This window comes from Streptomyces sp. NBC_01261, from assembly GCF_036226385.1.
GTDB lineage: Bacteria > Actinomycetota > Actinomycetes > Streptomycetales > Streptomycetaceae > Streptomyces.
Window position 1 is genome coordinate 135966 of the sequence record NZ_CP108463.1, and the last position, 18896, is coordinate 154861.

Annotated in this window: 15 protein-coding genes and 1 pseudogene; 7 read left to right on the forward strand and 9 right to left on the reverse strand. The window is 69.3% G+C overall.

Annotated features, from left to right (window positions below; all coding sequences use genetic code 11):
• Nucleotides 1-237: 237 nt before the first annotated feature.
• The 4 genes from OG226_RS00505 to OG226_RS00520 all read right to left on the reverse strand — a co-directional run bounded on the left by OG226_RS00505 (nt 238) and on the right by OG226_RS00520 (nt 4256).
• Complete coding sequence (locus tag OG226_RS00505; RefSeq protein ID WP_329347253.1) at nt 238-2262, reverse strand: hypothetical protein; 2025 nt, start codon at nt 2260-2262, stop codon at nt 238-240.
• Between the two features lie 350 nt (nt 2263-2612).
• A complete protein-coding gene (locus OG226_RS00510; protein ID WP_329347254.1) occupies nt 2613-3470 on the reverse strand; it encodes a hypothetical protein in 858 nt (285 codons plus the stop codon).
• A gap of 74 nt (nt 3471-3544) precedes the next feature.
• The gene (locus tag OG226_RS00515) at nt 3545-3895 is read right to left on the reverse strand and encodes a hypothetical protein (RefSeq protein WP_329347255.1); all 351 of its coding nucleotides are present in this window, start codon (nt 3893-3895) and stop codon (nt 3545-3547) included.
• 175 nt (nt 3896-4070) lie between these two features.
• Nucleotides 4071-4256: a hypothetical protein gene (locus OG226_RS00520; RefSeq protein WP_329347256.1), complete on the reverse strand. Its 186-nt coding sequence runs from the start codon at nt 4254-4256 to the stop codon at nt 4071-4073.
• A 146-nt stretch (nt 4257-4402) separates the two neighbouring features.
• Here OG226_RS00520 and OG226_RS00525 point away from each other — a divergent pair, with 146 nt between their 5' ends.
• Both OG226_RS00525 and OG226_RS00530 read left to right on the forward strand, forming a co-directional pair.
• Entirely contained in the window at nt 4403-6091 is a 1689-nt protein-coding gene (locus tag OG226_RS00525; protein ID WP_329347257.1) for a hypothetical protein, read from the forward strand.
• The gene (locus OG226_RS00530) at nt 6091-6966 is read left to right on the forward strand and encodes a hypothetical protein (protein WP_329347258.1); all 876 of its coding nucleotides are present in this window, start codon (nt 6091-6093) and stop codon (nt 6964-6966) included. Before OG226_RS00525 ends, OG226_RS00530 begins: the two co-directional genes overlap by 1 nt.
• A gap of 127 nt (nt 6967-7093) precedes the next feature.
• Here the strand turns inward: OG226_RS00530 and OG226_RS00535 are convergent, their stop codons facing one another.
• From OG226_RS00535 to OG226_RS00545, 3 genes are all read right to left on the reverse strand, one after another.
• The gene (locus tag OG226_RS00535; RefSeq protein ID WP_329347259.1) at nt 7094-8158 is read right to left on the reverse strand and encodes a hypothetical protein; all 1065 of its coding nucleotides are present in this window, start codon (nt 8156-8158) and stop codon (nt 7094-7096) included.
• Nucleotides 8159-8947: 789 nt separating this feature from the next.
• Nucleotides 8948-9781 (reverse strand): hypothetical protein, encoded by an 834-nt coding sequence (locus OG226_RS00540; protein ID WP_329347260.1) that lies wholly within the window; start codon nt 9779-9781, stop codon nt 8948-8950.
• A gap of 346 nt (nt 9782-10127) precedes the next feature.
• The gene (locus OG226_RS00545) at nt 10128-11351 is read right to left on the reverse strand and encodes an IS110 family transposase (RefSeq protein ID WP_329347261.1); all 1224 of its coding nucleotides are present in this window, start codon (nt 11349-11351) and stop codon (nt 10128-10130) included.
• 391 nt (nt 11352-11742) lie between these two features.
• Between OG226_RS00545 and OG226_RS00550 the strand changes: the two genes are divergently transcribed.
• Both OG226_RS00550 and OG226_RS00555 read left to right on the forward strand, forming a co-directional pair.
• On the forward strand, nt 11743-12117 hold the full coding sequence (locus OG226_RS00550; protein ID WP_329353268.1) for an SDR family NAD(P)-dependent oxidoreductase: 375 nt from the start codon (nt 11743-11745) through the stop codon (nt 12115-12117).
• A 63-nt stretch (nt 12118-12180) separates the two neighbouring features.
• Nucleotides 12181-12980 (forward strand): IS5 family transposase gene (locus tag OG226_RS00555; protein ID WP_443066977.1). Its coding sequence is split into 2 segments (ribosomal slippage): nt 12181-12483 and nt 12486-12980, totalling 798 coding nucleotides; the frame shifts between segments, so codons are not numbered across the junction.
• Between the two features lie 214 nt (nt 12981-13194).
• Here OG226_RS00555 and OG226_RS00560 read toward each other — a convergent pair.
• Entirely contained in the window at nt 13195-15018 is a 1824-nt protein-coding gene (locus tag OG226_RS00560) for a S53 family peptidase (RefSeq protein ID WP_329347263.1), read from the reverse strand.
• A gap of 709 nt (nt 15019-15727) precedes the next feature.
• Here OG226_RS00560 and OG226_RS00565 point away from each other — a divergent pair.
• Complete coding sequence (locus tag OG226_RS00565; RefSeq protein WP_329347264.1) at nt 15728-16576, forward strand: PhzF family phenazine biosynthesis protein; 849 nt, start codon at nt 15728-15730, stop codon at nt 16574-16576.
• 244 nt (nt 16577-16820) lie between these two features.
• Here OG226_RS00565 and OG226_RS00570 read toward each other — a convergent pair whose 3' ends face one another.
• Complete coding sequence (locus tag OG226_RS00570) at nt 16821-17414, reverse strand: TetR/AcrR family transcriptional regulator (RefSeq protein ID WP_329347265.1); 594 nt, start codon at nt 17412-17414, stop codon at nt 16821-16823.
• Between the two features lie 88 nt (nt 17415-17502).
• Here OG226_RS00570 and OG226_RS00575 point away from each other — a divergent pair, with 88 nt between their 5' ends.
• Complete coding sequence (locus OG226_RS00575; RefSeq protein WP_329347266.1) at nt 17503-18525, forward strand: amidohydrolase family protein; 1023 nt, start codon at nt 17503-17505, stop codon at nt 18523-18525.
• 162 nt (nt 18526-18687) lie between these two features.
• Nucleotides 18688-18849, forward strand: a pseudogene (locus OG226_RS00580) (alpha-hydroxy-acid oxidizing protein); the annotation flags it as partial.
• Nucleotides 18850-18896: the final 47 nt, after the last annotated feature.

An 18896-nucleotide genomic window follows, 5' to 3' on the forward strand; every position in this document is an offset into this window, starting at 1 on the left:
AGCAGGCCCGATCGGCTGCCAAAGCCCAAAGAAGTCAACCGTCCTGACGGCCTGTCGTCGGGGCGGTCGCATCCGTAGAATGAAACCAGTAGGGCCGGAGCACATCAGGTGCAGCGATTCACCATCGCGCCGGCCCACCGGGAGAGATCGGGGTTCGAGTCCCCGAACGTCCATCGTGGCGTACTCGTTCAATTGGCAGGACACTCCCTTCCTTCCCGCCTTCAGCCGGATCGCCGGTCAGGCACGGTCCCATCCGGTGGAGGTTGGGCTCGTCAACCGGCTCACGTTCCATCCCGCTCGCGTGCCGCCTTCCAGTTTCTCGACCACATCCTGCTGACGGTCAGCCAGGTGCTCGATGACCTCGACGGCCGTCCGCTCGGGCTGTTCCGGTGTGGGTGTGGCCGCGTGCTGGTACCAGTTGCCGAGGAATTCCAGCGTCAGGTCGACCAGGGCGCGCCCGGCGTGGACGTCCAGAAGATCGGTGGCGGAGGCAAACCGGCCGTCGTGCAGGGCGGTGTTGCGGATCGCATAAAGCCAGTCGAGGCTCTTCTCGAATCGCCCAGCGGTCTCCTTGATCCATTCGGCGAGAGAGCAGGGGTCGGCCAGCAGGGCACGCCAGGTCCGCAGCCGAGCGGCGGTATCCCCGCCGAGGCGGTCGGTGAGAGCGGCCAGGGCGTCGGCGGCTGCGCGCAGCGCAGGGTCCGCGTCAGCGGACGACGCGAACGTGTCGAGCCAGCGGTCCGGATCACGCAGCAGCCCGTCATGCCCGACCCCGGTCCAGGCGTCCACCACCGCGCAGCACGCCTCGGCCTCCGAAGCACGCTCCAACACTGCACGCTGGCCGAGCTCTGTATCACGGGCCGCTGCCGCCTTCTCTCCCAGCAACGCTGCATGCACACCCTCAACGGCCTTGGCAGCGGCCTCCAGTCGGTCGGCTGCGCGCTGCGCCGCCTGATGGGCCGTACGCGCGGCGGACACTTCGGCCACCGCTGCAGTGCGCGTTCGCTGATGCAGGTCGATCACTTGCTGGCGGGCGGCCTGAAGGCTCAACGCACGCGCCAACTCGCCGGTGTTTCCCTTCTTGCCGGACTTCACGTCCAGCGCCTCCAAGGCTGCCCAACACAACCCGGCCGCCGTCGTGGGCGCCTCGGTGACCCGGGCGATGTGCCCGGTGCGCAGGCTTTCACGCAGCGCGGGCGGCCAGCCGATGGTCAACGGGCGCACCGGCCCCGACCCCAGGACGGGTACTGCGGCCCTCAGCACCCGGCCCGAGTCCGGGTCATGAGCGAGCGTCTCGGGCCGAAGCCGGATCTCCGCGACCCGCTGGCCCGCCACGTACTGATCGAGCATCTCCGATGCCCGCCGCCGGCCCAGGAGCGCGGCACCCCCCAGGTCACGGGCGCGGACCGTGAAGGTCAGCAGCACATGGCCGCCTGCCTGGTCCCCCGACCATGTGCGGCGCGCGGCGGACGCGGCCTCGGCCAGGTCGGCGAGCTCGTTAAGGTCGGCCGTGGCGTGCCCCCAGCCGGTCACTAGCTCACCGGGCAGGTCCCCCACCGCAGCCGCCGAGTTCATGAGCGTGGCCAGCGACTCCAGCCGGGAGGTGCCCTCGACCACCACAGCCACGCGGAAGTCACGCACCGCCGGCAGCAGCACCTTCAACAACCGGCCGGCACCGAGCGAGCCTCGGCTCAGCGCGGTGCGCACGTCGTCACTCAGCAGGTGGTGCTGACGGCCCTCCATGACGCACAGAGCCGCCATCTCCAGCGCGAGCTGCTCCCTAGGGCCAGCCGCCGCTGTCCCGCACCAGGCCGCCGCGAACCCGTCGGTGACGGCGGTGTGCACCTCGGCGACCCGGCCCGCCAAGAGAGCGGCCTGCGCCGCAGGATCCGTGGCACTCTTCAACCCCGCCGAGCCGCCCTGCTCAATGGCCGTCAGCGCGTTCACCGCACCGTCGACCCGCCCCGGCGGGAAATGCGACGCGAACGCCTCAAGGGTCTTCCGCGCGTCGATGACCAAGTCGAGCGCCTGCTCCGGGTACGGCTGTGGCTTCGACCGGCCCGGCCGTGCCCGGGACTCCAGGGCGGAGTACGCCCGGGCCAGCGTGGCGACCACGGTCGGGGCACCGGTGACGTGCTGGGTCAGGACCGCCTCGGGATCACTCGCCGCCAGCACGGCCTCCAACAAGGCCCGTTGGCCGTCGCTGAGCCCGGCCCTCTGGCACAGTCGGATCAGGTCGGCTTCCGCACGCACCAGAGACATGACCCGACTCTAGCGGCGCACTCGGAAAGAGAGGGCCTCCTCAACCCGAACTCCCGCACGCAGGACACAACTTGCCCGCCACCTCAACGCCCCGCGGCTCAATTCAGGCACGGGGAAGCTGCGTCCCCGCCCCAGAAACCGACACCCGCAGGCCGTCAGAAACGCGAGCCTGCTATCGCGGCCGACCCGCTCCGCGAACGTGGGGTCAGGGTCGGCGGCGGCCTGGTCGTCAAGGAGGGCGTGGCCGACCATGCGTCCGTCACGCGCGTAGGGGGTTGGTGTTGCGGCGGCGGGTCTTTGTCGAGGGCCTGGGGGCGGGCGGCTGCCACGGCCGCCCGACCCCAGCTGGTTCAGCTCGCGTCGCTGCCGGAGGCCGGCAAGACCGGCGCGCGGCCGGTGTCGTGGTCGTGTCGCGCGAGGCGGAGGTAGCGGCCGAGCACCTCACCGTGGCTCTCGGCGAACACGGCGAAGGTGAACGCGTCGGCGCGGTCGCCGTGGTCGAGATGCTCGCTCAGCGCGGCTCGTTCCTGGTGGGCCAGGTGGAGGAAGTCCGCCAGGGTCAGCTCCCGCAGCGGCCGGCGAGGCTGGTAAGGCTGACGCGCAGGCTGCGCCTCGGGGAAGGCGGCCCTGGTTGTGCTCAGCGCCACGATGAGGGCCACTCCGATCTGAGTGACGTACGCCTTCGTGATCGTGTCGTACATGTCGTCACGCTCGTCCCGTCCAAGGTGCTCGCCCAGGCCTGCGTGGTTGTCGGCGGCGGAGGCGAGCAGTTCGGCGAGAGTGAGGTCGCCGGCGCGGTGGTCAGCGGAGCTGGCCGGTGCCGGTGTGGTGTCCGGCCGTGCGGTGGCCTTGCGCCGGTCGTCGATCCAGTCGCAGACCTGCGCGGCAAACAGGGCTGCGTCCGTCTCGGCGTCGAGCGGGGTGCCGGAGCCTGCGAAGAGGGTGTCGATGTAGTTGCCCTCGGGGTCGTGGAGGTGCGCCGACCAGGGCTCGGTGTGCTCGCCGGCGGGGCGGTCCGCGTGCTCGCCGGCGTACATCAGGAGGTGTGCCGTGGTGTAGGCGGAATCCTCGTCGTCGGGGGCATCCGGGTCGGCTGTCGTGATCAGGAACGTCGCTCCCCCCTCGTCGCCGAGGTACGCGCGCCGGCCGCGCCGCGCCAGTTCGGCGATAAGGAGGTCGCCTTCGGTGGCCGTGGACTTCGTCGTCATGTAGGTGTCCCTTTCGGTGCCTTCGGTTGAGGCCCGGGACGGCCGTTTGCCACGTCGGCCGCCCCGGGGAACGGTCAGAACGGGAGCGGCTCCAGCACGCTGGACGCCTCGACGGCTTCGACGCCGGCCGGGCTGAACTTCAGCGTCTGGAAGGTGGTGGTGACGCCGTTGTCGTGCCCGGTGCGGATGCGGAGCGTCGCTTCCCCGAACTTCAGGGCGAGGTCGGCCAGGTCGACGATCCGGTCCAGGGGGTTGCCGAAGTGGCCCGTGCCGATGACGCCGTATCCGCGGTAGGTCACGTCGGCGACCGCCCACGTGTGACTGCCGCGGTACTCGAACCGGATGTCGAGGTTGGCACTGCCGATTCCGCCGTCCGTCACCGCGGCGACGATCGGCAGGGGGGCGGAATTGAAACGACGCAGCATCAAATGCCTCCGTGCAGACGAAAGGTGGGGGTGTTGGCCAACCTCCGACCAGCACTAGAAATATACAGCACTTTCATCACCGATGGGAATGGGGCGCGCCCATCCCCTCTCCTCCGGGGGCCTCGCCCCCAGTGCGATGTCCGGGTATGAGGCTGCGAGGCCGCCGGGCGTGGGATCAGCCGGTGAGCGTGACGTCGGGGGTGTCGATCGGGCGGCGGATCGGGATCGGCACCCCCTTCCTCCCCTTGAGAGCAAACTTGGCCAGGTCCCGCACCGGCCGGAAGAAGGTGCCCAGCCGGCCGTGACGCGCCGCCAGCGGGTCTCGAAGGAATTGCAAGGAATTGCGCTGCTTATCGACCACACCGACATGGGCGACCCCGCAGCGACTCCCGACGCGGCAGCTGGCGACACGCAAAAGGGCGCAGTGGCCTGCCGCGCGACGACAGGCCACGAGATCTAACCTGGATGTACCGCTCCATGGCGATCCCGCCAACGGAGGGAGTGGACATGGAACGCGCTGTGGTCCTGATCGGGGTACGTCAGTCAGGGAATCTGACCGAACTGAAGGCGGTCGGCGCGGGGATTGAAGCCATGCGCTCCTGGGCCGTCGGTCAGGGCATTCCCGCCGAACTCATCAAGACGTTCTCCGACCTCGACGGCCAGCCAGTGCGCATGCACGACATCTTCCAGGCCGTGCGCGCCTACGCGGACCGAGGCACTGTAAGGCAACTAGTCGTGTACTTCTGCGGGCACGGGATCTCCAACAGCAACAGCGAGTACTGGCTTCTGTCGGAAGCGCCGGAGAATGGGAACGAGGCGGTCAACGTTGAACTCAGCAGGCGGATAGCCGAGAACTTCGTCGGGATACCCCATATCGTTCTCGTCGGCGACGCCTGCCGCACCCGGCCCGGTTTCCTCCATGGACAGGTGACCGGCCAGTCCCTGTTCCCCGTTGGCGCCCCGCGGTCGAGTTCAACTGCCGTGGACCTCTTCTACGCCTGCCGGCCCGGCGAGGCCGCGAGCGAGATCGAAGATCTGAACGCGTCGGCGGGTAGCGGCTACCGGGCCGTCTACACCGAGGTCCTCTCCAGGGCGCTGCAGGGGCATTACCCAACGGTCGTGGAACGCGCCCCAGACGCCGCATCACCCATCTCTCTGGTCCGGCCAGTTCGGCTCAAGGACAACTTGCCGGGCCTTGTCGCCGACCGGATTGACGAGTTGGGTGCGCTCGATCAGGTCACACAGTGGCCGTCGAGCATTGTCTCCTCCCCTGCGGACTCCTGGCTGTCGCGATTCGAGACACCGCCCGACAGCCCGCCCACTCCCGTGCCTACCCCTCCTCCGGGACCGATCGGAGAAGGAGGCTCCGGCGACGGGGACGAGCACCAAGCGAGACAAGGCAGGTGGCGCCTGCGCCATGACTCCGCTCTGTCGCCCGCTGGGTGGGACCCTGCCGTCGTCGCGACGGTCGCGGCAGCTGCACGCCTTGAGAGGCGCAGGCCGGAAAGCAGCGCGGTCCGGGCAACGAGCGCGACCTTGCGGGTGGTCGGTTCGCGGCTGAGGGCCGCGTACGCGATCCCGTATAAGCCGCAATTGACCAAGTCAGAGGTCCGAATGCCCTCTCATTTCATGAATCCGACCGCCGCGATCGTCGTGATGGCCGGTGGGAGCAACGCTGTAATTCCCATGTTTCCCGGCCTCTTGGGGCAGCTCACTCTGGAGCAGGACCGGATCGCCGACCTGTGGTACGTCTCGCACGGGACGCCTGAGGACCCGCGGTACACAGAGTTCCGAGCGCATGTGGCGGCCGCCTCGCGGTTCGGGATCCCCTGGTGGGAGGGCAACTCATCTGATGCTCTCCTTCGCCAATTCGCGGATCACGGGGCGAGCGATCCCTCCCTCGCCGTGTACCTCGCCTACGCCTTGGCCGACATGGGGCAGCGCGACGCTGTCCGCACACTGATCGAGATTCATCCGCATGTCACTCGATTCCTGCCCGATCCGTGGCTCGTCCTGGGTGAGCGGCCACCGTTTACCCAAGTCCCGCCCCTGCCTCTACTCGCCCGCGGCTGGGCACAGTTGGACCCTCCGGGCCCTCAGCAGGGACTGCCAGTCCCGCAGCCGTCCCACTGGACGCTGTTCGCGCGGGCAGACCTTCCCCGTCTACGTCGTGATCAATCGCTAAGGAGCAGATGATGCGCAACCTAGTTCTGATCCACGGGCGTTCTCAGCAGAAGAAGGACCCTGAGACGCTCAAGAAGCAGTGGGTGAAGGCCCTGCACGACGGGCTCCACGAGGCCGGCCGAAGCGAGACGATCCCCGACAACAAGATCAGCTTCCCGTACTACGGCGACACTCTTTTCCCCCTGTCAAAAGACCCGAACGCCCAGGCTCCGGACGTCATCATCAAAGGCTCCGAGGACGACTCACTGGAGCAGGAGTTCGTCAACGAATTCCTGCACGACGTCGTAGAGCATCTGGGCATCTCGGAGGACGCCATCAGGGCCGCCTCGACAGATCCCAATGTCATCCGACACGACGTCCAGAACTGGCCCTGGGTGCTCGCCGTGCTGCGGGTCGTGGACGGGATAGAAGGCCTTGGCTCGCTGAGCCTCGCCCTGATCACCCGAGACGCCTACCGGTACCTCGACAGGCTCGGCATCCAGCGGCGCGTCGACGGCGGGGTAGCGAAGGCGTTTCCCCGTGACAAAGAAACCGTCGTCGTGGCGCACTCGCTCGGCTCGATCATCGCCTACAAACTCCTCGCCGAGAGGGGCAAGGAGCTGGGCCTGCAGGTGCCCACCCTCATCACCGTTGGCTCCCCCCTCGCGGTGAAAGCGGTGGCCGCCAAACTGAGCCCCGTCGCATGGCCTGATTGCGTTGGTTCCTGGTTCAACGCCTACGACCCCGTCGACGCCGTGTCCCTGTTCCCCCTCATGCCAGAACGGTTCAACGTCACTCCCATCGCGAACGTCAAGGTCAACAACCCCACCCCCAATCACCACGGCATCACCGGCTATCTCGGAGATCCCACCGTGGCGGCACGCATCCTTGACGCAGTGATCTCATGAGCCGTCGAAGCCCGAGGGCGGCGCCTATCACTCGCAGCTTCACCGCGCTGGGTGGTCGGGGATAGCCGCTGGTTCGTGCACACCGACGAAGACGGACTGCTCCGCAGGGAACAGACCGCAAGCCGCTTCATCCGTGCAGGGCAGGACCGGCCGGGTGAACCGCCTTGGGCTGCCGAGAGCTGTGCCGGCCATCAGTGAGCGCGGCGAGCAGTTCGGCGGGCTCAGGCTGCTGGTCCTCGCACAGGTAGCGGATGCCGTCGCCTGCGGGCGGGGTGCCGGTCTCCTTGCCGATCGGGTGGCGCCGGCTGACAGCGGTGCGCCAGCCGTAGCGTTCGTCCCACACCAACGCGGGCGTCCCCGGGCCGCTCAGCAACACGCCTGCGGCCAGGACGTCGCCCTCCAGCCGCTGCACCTGGACGTCCTGCTGCTCGGCCGAACCTGCGCCGACCAGGATGTCGGCGACGCGCTGCAGGTATGGCTGGACCTGGCGGGCGCGGAGTTCGGTGGCGGCGCTGGTGAGGGCCGTGCGGTGCACCGCGGTGGGGTAGCCGAGACGCACGGCGGCATCCTCGAGGGTCAGCTCCGGCTCGGACTCCATCAGGTCGGCGATCCGTTCTCCCCGTAGCCGGGGCAGTGCGCGAGCGGCCGCCGCGTAGGACAGACCAAGGTGCTCCTGGACGTCGGCGAGGGTGGTCCCGGGGTCCTCGTCGAGCAGAGCACCGACCCGGGCGGAGATCTCGTCGCGCGGGATCATGTCGCCGCTGCCCTTGGGCCGGCCCTTGGGTGCCGCGTCCGTGGTGGCGCTCTTCGCCGTACGGAAGGCCCTCACGATGCCGCGCGGGCAGTGCTCCACGCCCTTGATCTTGGTCAGGTGGGGGCTGATCTGGGGGTGGGTCTTGTAGTCGTCCCAGGTCTTGGGGGTGATCCCGAGTTCGGCCGCTGCCTCGTTGCGGTCGAGGAGGTCCTGGTCGTCATCCTCGGTCGGCCGAGCGGGGACGGGGCGGCCGGCCAGGTGGGCAGCTGTCTGCTCGCTGTCCCATAGCTTCACTCGCGCGCCCTCTGAGCTGATCAGGGGCGGGAAGTCCTCGGCGGTGAAGGGCTGCTTGTTTCGGAAGGTGCCGATGCTGATGCCCATCGCCTTGGCGAGCTCTTCGCTGTTCTGGGCGTACTTCTGGCGTCCGGCGCGGATCATCGTTCTCTCCTGGTCGGTAGGGCAGGGCGCCGGCGGCGGCGTTCCGAGCGGGGCAGCTGGGTATTGGGTGCGGGTCGGGGCGAGGGCAGAGGTGGTTACCTTCCGCTGGGCTTCGAGAGTGCGGACGTCAGCCTGGTAGCGGTGGCCGTCGTCGCCCGTCCGCGTGTCCTGGGCCTCTGCCAGGGCCTCGAGCAGCTCCGGCTGGTCCAGGAGGTGGCTGTCCAGGTCTACGGCGAGGCGGGCGCCAAGGTCCTCACGGACTCGATCGCCGCATCCACAGACGATCCCGGAGGCGGCGAGGAGCAAGAAACCTGTGGGGGCGAGCCGGTGTCCCCACGCGCGAGGTGTAACACGGCGCGCGGCCGTGGACGGTGCGGCATTGGAGTAACTCCTTGACGACGGTGACGACTTCGGTCCGGGGTGTGTTTGCCACAACACACCCAACGAAAGAAAGTTACCGGACTTCCGTCATCGCGGGCAAGGAGGCGTCTCCCGGACCTGCCGCGCCGCTACACTCGAAGACACGACCATGTCCGTGCGGGTCACTTCGTGCCCTGGACGGTGTGTGTCTTCGGTTGGCCGGTGCCCTTGCCACCCGCTTCGGCGGATTGGGCGCCGGCCGCTTTCTTTTCCGCGCACGCCAGTCAACTGCCCTGTGATGCGGGTGCCCCGCCGACGGGGGGACGGCGGGGCAGAACCAGTGTCGCAGGCCGGACGCCGCCCAGGGCGGCTTTCGCCGCACCGAGTCTTCCCACGGGGCCCACTCCGACCACTCGTTCACCCGTTCTGCTACTGACCGAGGATGCCGACGATCCGGGCGCGCTGCTGCTCCTCCTCGGCCACGACCTGGGCGAGGATCTCCCGGTCGATGTACGGGTCGACGGCCTCCAGGACCAGGCGCTTGAGTTCGGCCGGTTCCAGTGCCTCGACCTCCCACTGGACGGGGCGGTCGAGGTCGAACCCGTGGCGGCGGGCGAAGCCGGGCCAGCGCGGATCGGCTCTCTTTCCTTCGGCAGGCGGCAGCTGGTACTCGCGGACTTGTCCATCCGTCAGCAGCACCCGCTCCACCCGCCCCCAGCAGCCGGTGCGCTCCACCCAGTCACGTTCGATGTCGGACCCGCTGGCGTCGAAGTCGCCGATGTAGACCAGAGCAGCCGGTCGGGGATCGCTGCGCACGCGGTCGCGGACGACGTCGGCGTAGGACTGGCTGCCGAAACCTCGCACGACGAGCACCGGGATGCCGTACTCGGCGAGCCATCCGGTCAGCAGCTGGCGCAGCGTGTCCTTTTCTGCGGCCACGTACAGCGCCCACTCCTGCCCGCGGGTTCGGTCGAGGCGGAACCACTCGGGCATGTCCGCCATGAACGCGTCGGCGTCTTGCCAGGCCGGCGGGACGTGGACTTCGCGGATCGTGTCGATGAGGTCCGGGAATAGCCCGTCGCGCCGGGCCTGGGCCAGCCGGGAGGAGAGCCTGCGGTAGGTGGGAGCGGTGTTCGGGACAAGTCCTGCGGAAACCAGCCGGTACATCACCTGCCGTACGGTGACGCCGCCGTCGTAGCCGTCGACGATGTCGCGGGCCCGGTCGATGATGTCCTGCCACTTGATGCGTGCCATCCGGTACATGTACCAACTCCTGCTGCCCAGTGGTCAACTCCGTTTCCCAGAGTGCTGGTTACGAGCTCACTGCCGAATTCGCTCCGAGGCCGTGTCGGCGGAGTACCCGTGTCCCGCGTGTCCGGGCGACGGGCCCTTGGGCCCGCCGCGGGGGGTGCCCCTATCTGTTTCGTCAACCCTGGTGGGGTCGGCTTGTAGGGGTTGATCCTGGTTTTCGGGAAGGTCCCGCGAAGCGGGATGTTCCCGGTGGATCGGGTGGCTGATGGGCAGCCCGGTAACCGGCAGGGCCGCAGTGGCCGTGCCGGTGCGTGGGCGTGGGCGTGATGGGGCCTGGAGGGTAGGGGCGGTGGAGTCGTCAGGCAGCGAGGTCGACGTCGCCCGGGGTGCGTGCTTCGTAAAGAGCCCCGGTGCGGATCATCGCGTGGATGACGTTCACGCGCTGGCGGGCCAGGCGGAGGATCGCCTGGGTGTGGGTCTTGCCGCGTGCGCGTTGACGGTCGTAGTAGATCCGGGAGGACGGGTCGGCTTTGCAGCCGATCGCCGCGAACGCGGCCTGGAACAGGGCGCGTTTGAGGAGCCGGTTGCCGCGGTGGGGTGCGTGCTCGCCGCGGATCGAGGTGCCGGAGGACTTCGTGGCCGGGGCGAGCCCGGCGTAGGAGGCGAGGTGTCCGGAGCTGGGAAAGCCGGTGCCGTCACCGATCGCGACGATCACGGCAGCCGTGGTCCTGACGCCCAGGCCGGGCAGCGACGTCAGGAGGTGGAAAAGAGGGAGGGCCTCCAGCAGGGCGGCGATCTCCTGCTCGGCCTGGCGGCGCCGGGTGTGGGCGGCGGCGAGCTGAGCGGCCAGGCCGGGCACGATCAGCGCGGATGCCTCGGTGCCGGGAACGACGAGGGTCTGCTCGGCGAGCGCGTCGAAGATCTCGGTGGTGAGGTGGTGGGCCTTGCGCGAGCCGTGTGCCTTGAGCAGGGCCTCGCAGCGGGACCGGCCCAGTTTCTTCAGCCTGGCCGGGGAGCCGTGGCGCTGGAGGAGGGCCTGGATGTAGGGGTAGGCCAGGCGGGGGCCGAGGACGCGTTCGAGGGAGGGGTGGATCTGGGAGAGCAGGCCGCGCAGCCGGTTGGTGGTGCGGTTGACCTCGCCGGCCAGGTCGTTGTCGTAACCGGTGAGCATCGTCAGCTCGGCCAGCACCTCGTCGTCGCGGTCCACCGCCCGCAGGGTGTGCGGCATGGTGCGGGCGGTCTCGGCGATCACGAACGCGTCGCGGGCATCGGTCTTGGCCTCGCCAGGGTGCAGGTCGGCGGCCCGCCGCATCGACAGCCCGGGCAGGTAGGCCACTCGACAGCCCGCCGCGCGGGCCACCGTCAGCGGCAGCGCACCGATGTTGGCGACCTGGTCCACGATCACCAGAACGGTGCCGAACTTCGCCACCAGCCTGGTGAACAGCTCCAGCAGTCTCGGCTCGGTGTTGGGCAGCCGCTTGTCGTGCACGGTTCTGCCGTCCTGGGTCCGGCCGTGGGCGTGGTGGAACTCCTTGCCCAGGTCCAGACCGAGGAAGAGATCTATCGCGGTCGTGTCGACCATCCGCGTGTGCCCCTCGCCACTCGTCTCCTGAAACTCCCGGCCGTCCCTGCGGCACCACACGCCGGCAACCACGTTACGCAGACATGCCGCCCGTGAAGCGGCCCGGCATTGCGCCGGACCAAGCGGTCGTCAGGCCCCTCATCAGCGGTCAAGCGGTGCCCCGAAGCCCGGCGGCAACACCCCCCAGGTCATCGCCTTCGACAGGGGGCACACAGCCATACCGGACCCGGGGGCCAGGCGCCCCATTGCGGGGCCACGAGAAAAGTAACGGGGCGGGCTCCGGCCCACCCCCACTCCCACCCTGCGGGGCCCGCCCCCGCCTTCAGGAAAGGGATCTCGCCCGTGAACGACGTACAGGGGAACTTTGCCGCTGTCCGCACGGACCGTCGTGGTGGCGGGCGCGAACGGCGGCGTCGGAGAGGGAATGACTCTCGCGCTGCTGCGCCAGGGAGCCATCGTCGTAGCTACCGGCCGCAGCGAGCAACGACTGACCGGCCTCGCGGCTTACGCCAAGGACGCCGGTCCGGGCACCTTGATCACCCACACGGTCGATGTCGGTGACGCGGACAGCGAGTCGGTGTGCGCCCAACTGTCCGCGTACGGCGCGCTGGACGGTGCCGTCATCGCTACCGGCGACTGGGGCAGCCCGGAGCGCACCGGCATCCTCAAGACATCCGACACCGAGTGGCGGTCGATGATCGCGTCGAACCCGACGAGTCGTCGTGGCTCTCCTTACTGGCTCCGACAAGAGCTGCTGATCATGTGACTGTGGGCTGGTCTGCTCGTTGGTCTGGTCGTGGAGAAACGTCGGTCCCGGTCGCGGCCGTGGATCGTGTCGGATGAACTGTGCTCCCTCATCGAACCGTTGCTGCCCGTGCCGGCGCCGAAGCTGGTCGAGGGCAGACCTCGAGTGCCGGACCGGCAAGCACGGTGCGGGATCCTCTTCGTCCTGCACACAGGCATCCAAGGGGAGTACCTGCCTCAGGAGCTGGGCTTCGGATCCGGGATGACGTGCCGGCTGCGCCTAACCGCCTGGAACGAGGCCGGCGTCTGGGACCGACTGCACGTGCTGCTGCTGGAGAAGCTACGGTCGAAGGACCAGCTGGACTGGTCCCGGGCGGTGATCGACTCCTCCCACGTCAGGGCCCCTCGCCGGGGCCCGAAAGCGGACCCGGCCCGGCCGGTCGAGCACGTCCGGGCAGCAGGCACCACCTCACCGTCGACGGGCAGGGCATCCCGCTCGCGGTGTCACTGACCGGCGGGAACCACAACGACGCCACCCAGCTCCCGCCACCGCTCGACAAGATCCCGCCCGTCACGGGCCGCGTCGGCAGGCCGCGCAGGCGCCCCGACGCGCTGCTGGCCGACCGCGGCTACGACCACGACAAGTACCGGCGCCTGCTCTGGGCCCACGGGATCCGACCGGTGATCACGAAGCGCCGCGAGCCCCACGGCACCGGCCCGGGCACCTTCCGCAACGTCGTCGAGCGCATGATCGCCTGCCTTCAGGGCTTTCGCCGCTTGCGCATCCGCCGGGAACGACGCGACGACATCCACGAAGCGTTCCTCGGACTCGCCGTCCGCCTGATCACCCTCGCCACGTCCAACGGCTTTGTTAGGCGCAGTTAATGCGCTCAGAAGATCCGGGCCGACTGGCCCATCCCGACAAAGCGAGTCTGGTGGAGGCTTTGTAGGAGCCGGCTTCACGGACGGAGAGCATCCAGTGCTGGCCAGCGACGACGCGGTGGTAACCACGACTGCGCTCTTGCCGCGTGAAGTGCAGGGGCTCGCCCGTGTGGTCGATGTGATGGACATTGCTCGATCGGGGCGGGAACCCAGTGGCTCAGCCGCCGGAATGGATCCAGTGGCCGCGGCGCAGGGCGGCGATGAAGGCGGCTCCGTTCGGGGTGCCGATGCCGGTCATGGTGTCGTAGCCCTTGGCGGTCACCTGCTCGGTGTCGGGGCGTTTCTGGGCGTCGAAGATGTCGACGTTCGCGCTGCTGGAGGCGTCGTCGGGCGCGATGTACGCGGCCCGGTCGCGCTGCGGCGTGGACGTGCTGGTCGGCAGGGCGTCGTGAAACGCCTGGGCTCGGGCCCGGCGGTAGAGCAGCGGATTGATGAAGCCGTAAGGCGACTTCTGCCCCTGCTGGGCGTCGGCGACGAGACCCGCGACCAGCGGGGTTGCCAGGCTGGTGCCGGCGCTCGACACGGTGCGGTAGCGCCCTGGGTTCCCGTGGCTGTCCGTGTCGGTGTAGCCGGTCAGCATGCCGGTGTCGGGGTCGGCGTCGGCGGCGATGTCGGGCACGGTCCGGCCGAGCACCGTCTTGTGGGCCACCTTGACCCGTGCCATCGACGCCGGGACGACACCCTTCTGGTACGACGGCTGCCGGTAGACGTCGCTGACGCCCCCGCCGCCTCCGCTGACGCCGAGGTCGCTCCACGTGCCGCCGTCCAGCGAGCCGAAGTCGTCGGACCAGCCGGTCTCGAACACGCGGTTCTTCGCGGCCCCGATGCCCAGGGTGGTGCCGCCGACCGCCACCGCGTACGGGTCGGAGTCGGTGACGGTGAGGCCCGGGGTGTCGCCGGAGGCGAAGTACATGCCGACCCCCTCGGCTGCGGCCCGCACGTCGATGGCGTGCACGATCCACGGCGACACCACGCCCAGCGGGATCTGCCACGAGTTCGACGCGATGGAGGCCAAGGGGCGGTGGCCGTCCCCGGTCAGCACGGCCGAAGCCGCGTTCAGGAACGCCTGGTCCTCGTCGCAGCCGTCGCCCACCACCATCACCTGGTTCGCACCCGGCGCCATCGCGTAGACGGCCTCGGAGTCCATCTCCGCCTCGACGTCGACAGTGGCCGACTGCGCCGCACGGTCCGTCACCGCCGAGGACGCTTGACAGGCCCCGGCCTGCACCTGCCGGAACTGGGAGCGCCTCGGCAGCGGCAGGTGGTTGCTGCGGGCGTACGCGGTCAGCGTCCGGAACATCGCAGTCGGCTCGGTACTCTCGGTCAGCGCCACGGTCTGGCCTCTGCCGGTGTCCCGCCACGTCGCCCCGTAGGCAGCGCGGAGCTGCGCGGCGGAGTACCCGCACACCGGCAGCGAGACCCGGGTCAGCCCCTTGTAAGCGGGGTGCAGGGCATGCGCGTGCTGCGCCCAGTATCGGGAGCACGTAGCCGTCTTGGCCGCCGCGCGGCTCGGGAGGGTCGGCGTCGTGGTGCTCCGTGATGTGCCGGCCGCGCTGCTCAGCCCCGTCACACCCAGCACGAGGGAGGCCAGCGGGGCGGGCACCGACACCTCCCTGTCGTTCGACGTGAACACTGCCGACCGGCCGGGCGGCCCGCTTGCGGCAGCCCGGGCCCGGTACCGGCCGATCCGCACCTGAAAGGCTGACTCGACCGCCGAGACCGGTCCCCTCGCCGACACGTAGTCGCGGCCGGCGTCGACCTGAACCCCTGTTAGTCCTCTGCCGGTGAGCCACGCCGCCACCGCTCCGGCCTGCGCGGCGGAGGGGCCAAACCTGGCGGTGTAGGCGTCCGGGCTCAGGTAGCGGTGAAAGTCGGGGCTGCCCGGCGTGGCCACCGCGTCCGCGGCCGCGGCAGCGCGCGTCACGTCCGGGTTGAGCCACACCTGGACCGTCAGCCGCTGCGACGCGGGCGCGGCTCCCATTCGCGTGGCTGTGCCCACCGCGGCGGGTACCGACCCGGGCACCATGTCGGCCGACGCCGCCCGCGCGGAACCCGATGCCCCCGCACCCCCGCTGACAGCCACCATGGCCGCACAGACTGCCATCACGGCCCCCGTGCGAAGAATCCCGCTCATTGATACTTCCGCCCGTCTGCAAGCACAACGGCTCCATAGCCGCCGCTTCCCGCGCGTATGACGCAGGCCGCGAACGCCCGGTTGCGGACTGAACGCAAAGCCGTCCCATCCGGCGAAGCGCGTGGGCCGTATGCATGCCGACCTCGGCGCCAGGGACTGCGGGCGCGGCGGCTAGAGGGTTTGGTCCCTGGCCGATGAACAGTCCAGGAGATACTGGAGGCCCCTCGCGCGTCCTACGAGGAGCACTGGACACTGTGCCGCGCCGTTCTAGGGTCCGTCTTCAAACGGATCTTGCCCAGAGCAGGAATGATGCGAGTCTGACCGCTGCCTCGTAGGAGGTGGCGGTCTTGTCGTATCTGGTCGGTGCGCCACGAGGCGCCATGGAATCGAGTGAGGTGAGAGACCTTCACCGCCGGGTTGTCGCAGCAATCCGGCTGAAGCTGGGGGCAGTTCGGCTCAGGGGATGCCGAGCCGAGCGGTAAGCAGTTCCGACAACGTCGGGACGGGCTGGCACTGCCAGACAGCCCGGGTCCTGCAGCTGCTTGAATGGCCCTTGATGACTATCCCACGCACACGCTCGTTCATACAGGTCGACGTGTTTTCCACAAGCCCCTACTCCGGCAACCCGGTCGCAGTCGTCCTGGACGGGACCGACCTGACCGACGAGGAGATGCAGCGCCTCGCGCGCTGGACGAACCTGTCCGAGACCACGTTCGTACTGCCCCCCACCGTCCCCGAGGCTGACTACCGGCTGCGGATCTTCACTCCCCAGGGTGAGGTGCCGTTCGCCGGACACCCCACCCTCGGCTCCGCGCGCGCGTGGCTCGACGGCGGCGGCACACCCCGGCACGCCGAACGCATCGTGCAGGAGTGCGCCGTAGGACTGGTCACCGTGCGCCGCGGTGAGGACACTATGTCTTTTGCCGCCCCGCCTCGTGTGCGTGAGGGGGCGCTCGACGACGATGATCTGCACCGGATCGTGGCCGCATTCGGCGTCACGCGGGACCGGGTCGTGGCCCACCAGTGGGTCGACAACGGGCCCGGCTGGGCCGTGGTTCAACTACCCACAGCCGAGGAGGTATTGGCCCTCGAACCTGACTTCTCCCTCATCCCGACCGCTATGGTCGGCGCGATCGGGGCCTACCCCGACGGGCACCGGCACCGTTACGAGATGCGCACCTTCGCCCCTGGCATTGGCGTGCCCGAGGACCCCGCGTGCGGCAGCATGAACGCCGGTGTCGGGCAGTGGCTCACCTCCACCGGCACCGCGCCCTCCTCCTACCGGGTCTCCCAGGGCACGCGCCTCGGGCGGGCCGCGAGCATCGAGATCACCGCCGATACGGACGGCACCGTATGGGTCAGCGGCGCCGCCGTCGTGTGCGTCCGCGGCACCATCGCGCTCTGACCGCCCCACCGCCCGCGCTCCCGCAGCAGGTACCGGAGCGCGGGCAGCTATGTGCTGTTTCCACTGCGCACGCAGCCCCTCGACCTTCGGCTTGTCGGTGCTCAACCCAGCCGCGGCAGCCGCCTGGCCCGCTCGCAACGGATGCCCGGCACCGGCCAGCACCTCAACAAGGTCCTGGTACGCCTTCGGCAGCACCACCACCGCGGTACGCGGGCGCCGCGACGCGGTGTGGTGCTCGGTACCGTCAGGACCGGTCCACAAGGTTTTCGTCCCTGGTGATGCCAGCGATCAGCCAGTCGAGGCCGCACGTGAACGTCTCGCGGGCTGTCCCCATGTCTGCGCCGTGCAGCAGACCCGTCTCGCCCTCGGTCTGCTGCACGAAAGCGGCAAAGCCCAGGGCATGCACCAGCAGGACTGGCGTCGCGGTGGCCGCGACCCGCGACGACACCGCGGCGTCGAGCAGGAGTCGCTCGATGTGCTCGCGAATGGCGCTGGCCGTGGGTCCCGGTGAGGTACGGCGGTCGAGGTAGAGCAGGGCGAGCGCCGGACGGGCACAGATCGCGTCGAACACGGCGAGCAGCAAGCTGCGGAGCGCCTCCGCCGGTGCGGCGGCGTCGGGTGGGACCTCGACGCAGGCGAGGGTGTCGTCGATCAGAGCATCGAGCAGGGCAGCTTTGTTGTCGACCCACCGGTAGACCGCGTTCGGTGCGACGTCAAGCCGTTCGGCGAGTGAGCGGATGGTCAGGCCGTCCAGTCCACGCTCGGCGAGCAGATGATGTGCGGCGTCGAGCACTTGGCGCCGTGACAGGCCGGCGCGCTGTCCAGTGGTTCGTGGCATGACGCCAGCATATCTCGAAGGTGGACACCGTGCACCTCAGGTGTACGGTGTCCACCAGGGGTACTGCCCGATGAGATGAGAGGTTGCCATGCGGAAAATCATCGCTTTGGAGGAGCATCTGGCAACTCCGCGGATCGCGGACGCCTGGAAGGAAGCCCCGGACGCCGAACGGGACGGCTACACGCAGTTCACGAAAGTCGGGAAGGGAGCCGGTGCGCCGGGTGAGCGGCTTCTGGACCTCGGGGCCGGCCGCTTGGCCGACATGGACGACCAAGGCATCGACCTGCAGGTCCTGTCAGTGACCACACCTGGGGTGCAGAACCTGACACCGGACGTGGCGGTGCCGCTTGCCCGGGAGGCCAACGACGCGATCGCCGCAGCGGTCCGGTCGCATCCGGACAGGTTCGAGGGATTCGCGACGCTCCCGACCCCCGACCCCGCCGCGGCTGCCGAGGAGCTCGACCGCGCGGTCACGCGCCTCGGATTCTCCGGAGCGATGCTCCTGGGCCGAACAGGGGCAAAAAACATCGACCACCCCGACTTCGAGCCGATCTGGGCCACCGCGGCGCGGCTGCGCGCACCGATCTACCTCCACCCCCAGATGCCCGTCCCCGCCGTGCGCGACGCCTACTACTCCGGCATCGACCCGATCACCGACTTCCTGCTCGGTGGCCCCGGCATCGGCTGGCACTACGAGACCGGGGTGCAGCTGCTCCGCCTGATCCTCTCCGGCACCTTCGACCGGCACCCGCACCTGCAGCTCATCATCGGGCACTGGGGCGAAGTAGTGCTGTTCTACACCGAACGCCTCGCCAAGATGCAGCAGTGGAAGCAGCTCAGCCTCGATCGTCCCCTCATCGACTACTTCCGCTCCAACGTCTCCTACACCGGAAGCGGTGATCTCAGCGACCGCTACCTACGCTGGACCATCGACGTCGTCGGCGTCGAACGCATCATGTATGCCACCGACTACCCGTTCGTCGACACCGGAGCCGGCCAGGCCCGCCGCTTCCTGGAGAACGCGAACCTCACCGACACCGAACGCAACGCGATCGCACACGGCAACTGGGAACGACTTACCGCCCACCTCCCCGCCCCCGCGCGCCCGTGACGTGACACAACCGGCTCCGGCCTGCCCACCAGCCGTCCGCGGTGGGTCAAGCCGGCCGGCGCCCTGGCCAAGGAGGTCGTGGATCTTGTTCCAGCGTTCACGGGTGGTCTGCTCGCATGCCGCACCGGGGCCTGGGCGGGCTGATGGTGGCCCAGCAGCCGGGGCCTCCCTGCCCTGGAGGCACGGCCCGCTGTCGTCGAGGCCGCTGACGGGCTGCCGGTCCTGTTCGACTCCGGCATCCGCAGCGGAGCCGACATCGTCCAGGTCATCGCCCTCGATGCCACCGCCGTCGGCATCGGTCGACCCTACGCCCTCGTCCTCGCCCCAACGAGGCCGTATGAAGACACGGCAGCCACTACTTCGATGACCCG

Coding starts and splice junctions, on each gene's coding strand:
- OG226_RS00570 (WP_329347265.1), bottom strand. CDS start 17,414: ATGCCACGAACCACTGGACAGCGCGCCGGCCTGTCACGGCGCCAAGTG.
- OG226_RS00535 (WP_329347259.1), bottom strand. CDS start 8,158: ATGATCCGCGCCGGACGCCAGAAGTACGCCCAGAACAGCGAAGAGCTC.
- OG226_RS00515 (WP_329347255.1), bottom strand. CDS start 3,895: ATGCTGCGTCGTTTCAATTCCGCCCCCCTGCCGATCGTCGCCGCGGTG.
- OG226_RS00530 (WP_329347258.1), top strand. CDS start 6,091: ATGCGCAACCTAGTTCTGATCCACGGGCGTTCTCAGCAGAAGAAGGAC.
- OG226_RS00540 (WP_329347260.1), bottom strand. CDS start 9,781: ATGTACCGGATGGCACGCATCAAGTGGCAGGACATCATCGACCGGGCC.
- OG226_RS00505 (WP_329347253.1), bottom strand. CDS start 2,262: ATGTCTCTGGTGCGTGCGGAAGCCGACCTGATCCGACTGTGCCAGAGG.
- OG226_RS00510 (WP_329347254.1), bottom strand. CDS start 3,470: ATGACGACGAAGTCCACGGCCACCGAAGGCGACCTCCTTATCGCCGAA.
- OG226_RS00560 (WP_329347263.1), bottom strand. CDS start 15,018: ATGGGAGCCGCGCCCGCGTCGCAGCGGCTGACGGTCCAGGTGTGGCTC.
- OG226_RS00565 (WP_329347264.1), top strand. CDS start 15,728: ATGACTATCCCACGCACACGCTCGTTCATACAGGTCGACGTGTTTTCC.
- OG226_RS00545 (WP_329347261.1), bottom strand. CDS start 11,351: ATGGTCGACACGACCGCGATAGATCTCTTCCTCGGTCTGGACCTGGGC.
- OG226_RS00575 (WP_329347266.1), top strand. CDS start 17,503: ATGCGGAAAATCATCGCTTTGGAGGAGCATCTGGCAACTCCGCGGATC.
- OG226_RS00525 (WP_329347257.1), top strand. CDS start 4,403: ATGGAACGCGCTGTGGTCCTGATCGGGGTACGTCAGTCAGGGAATCTG.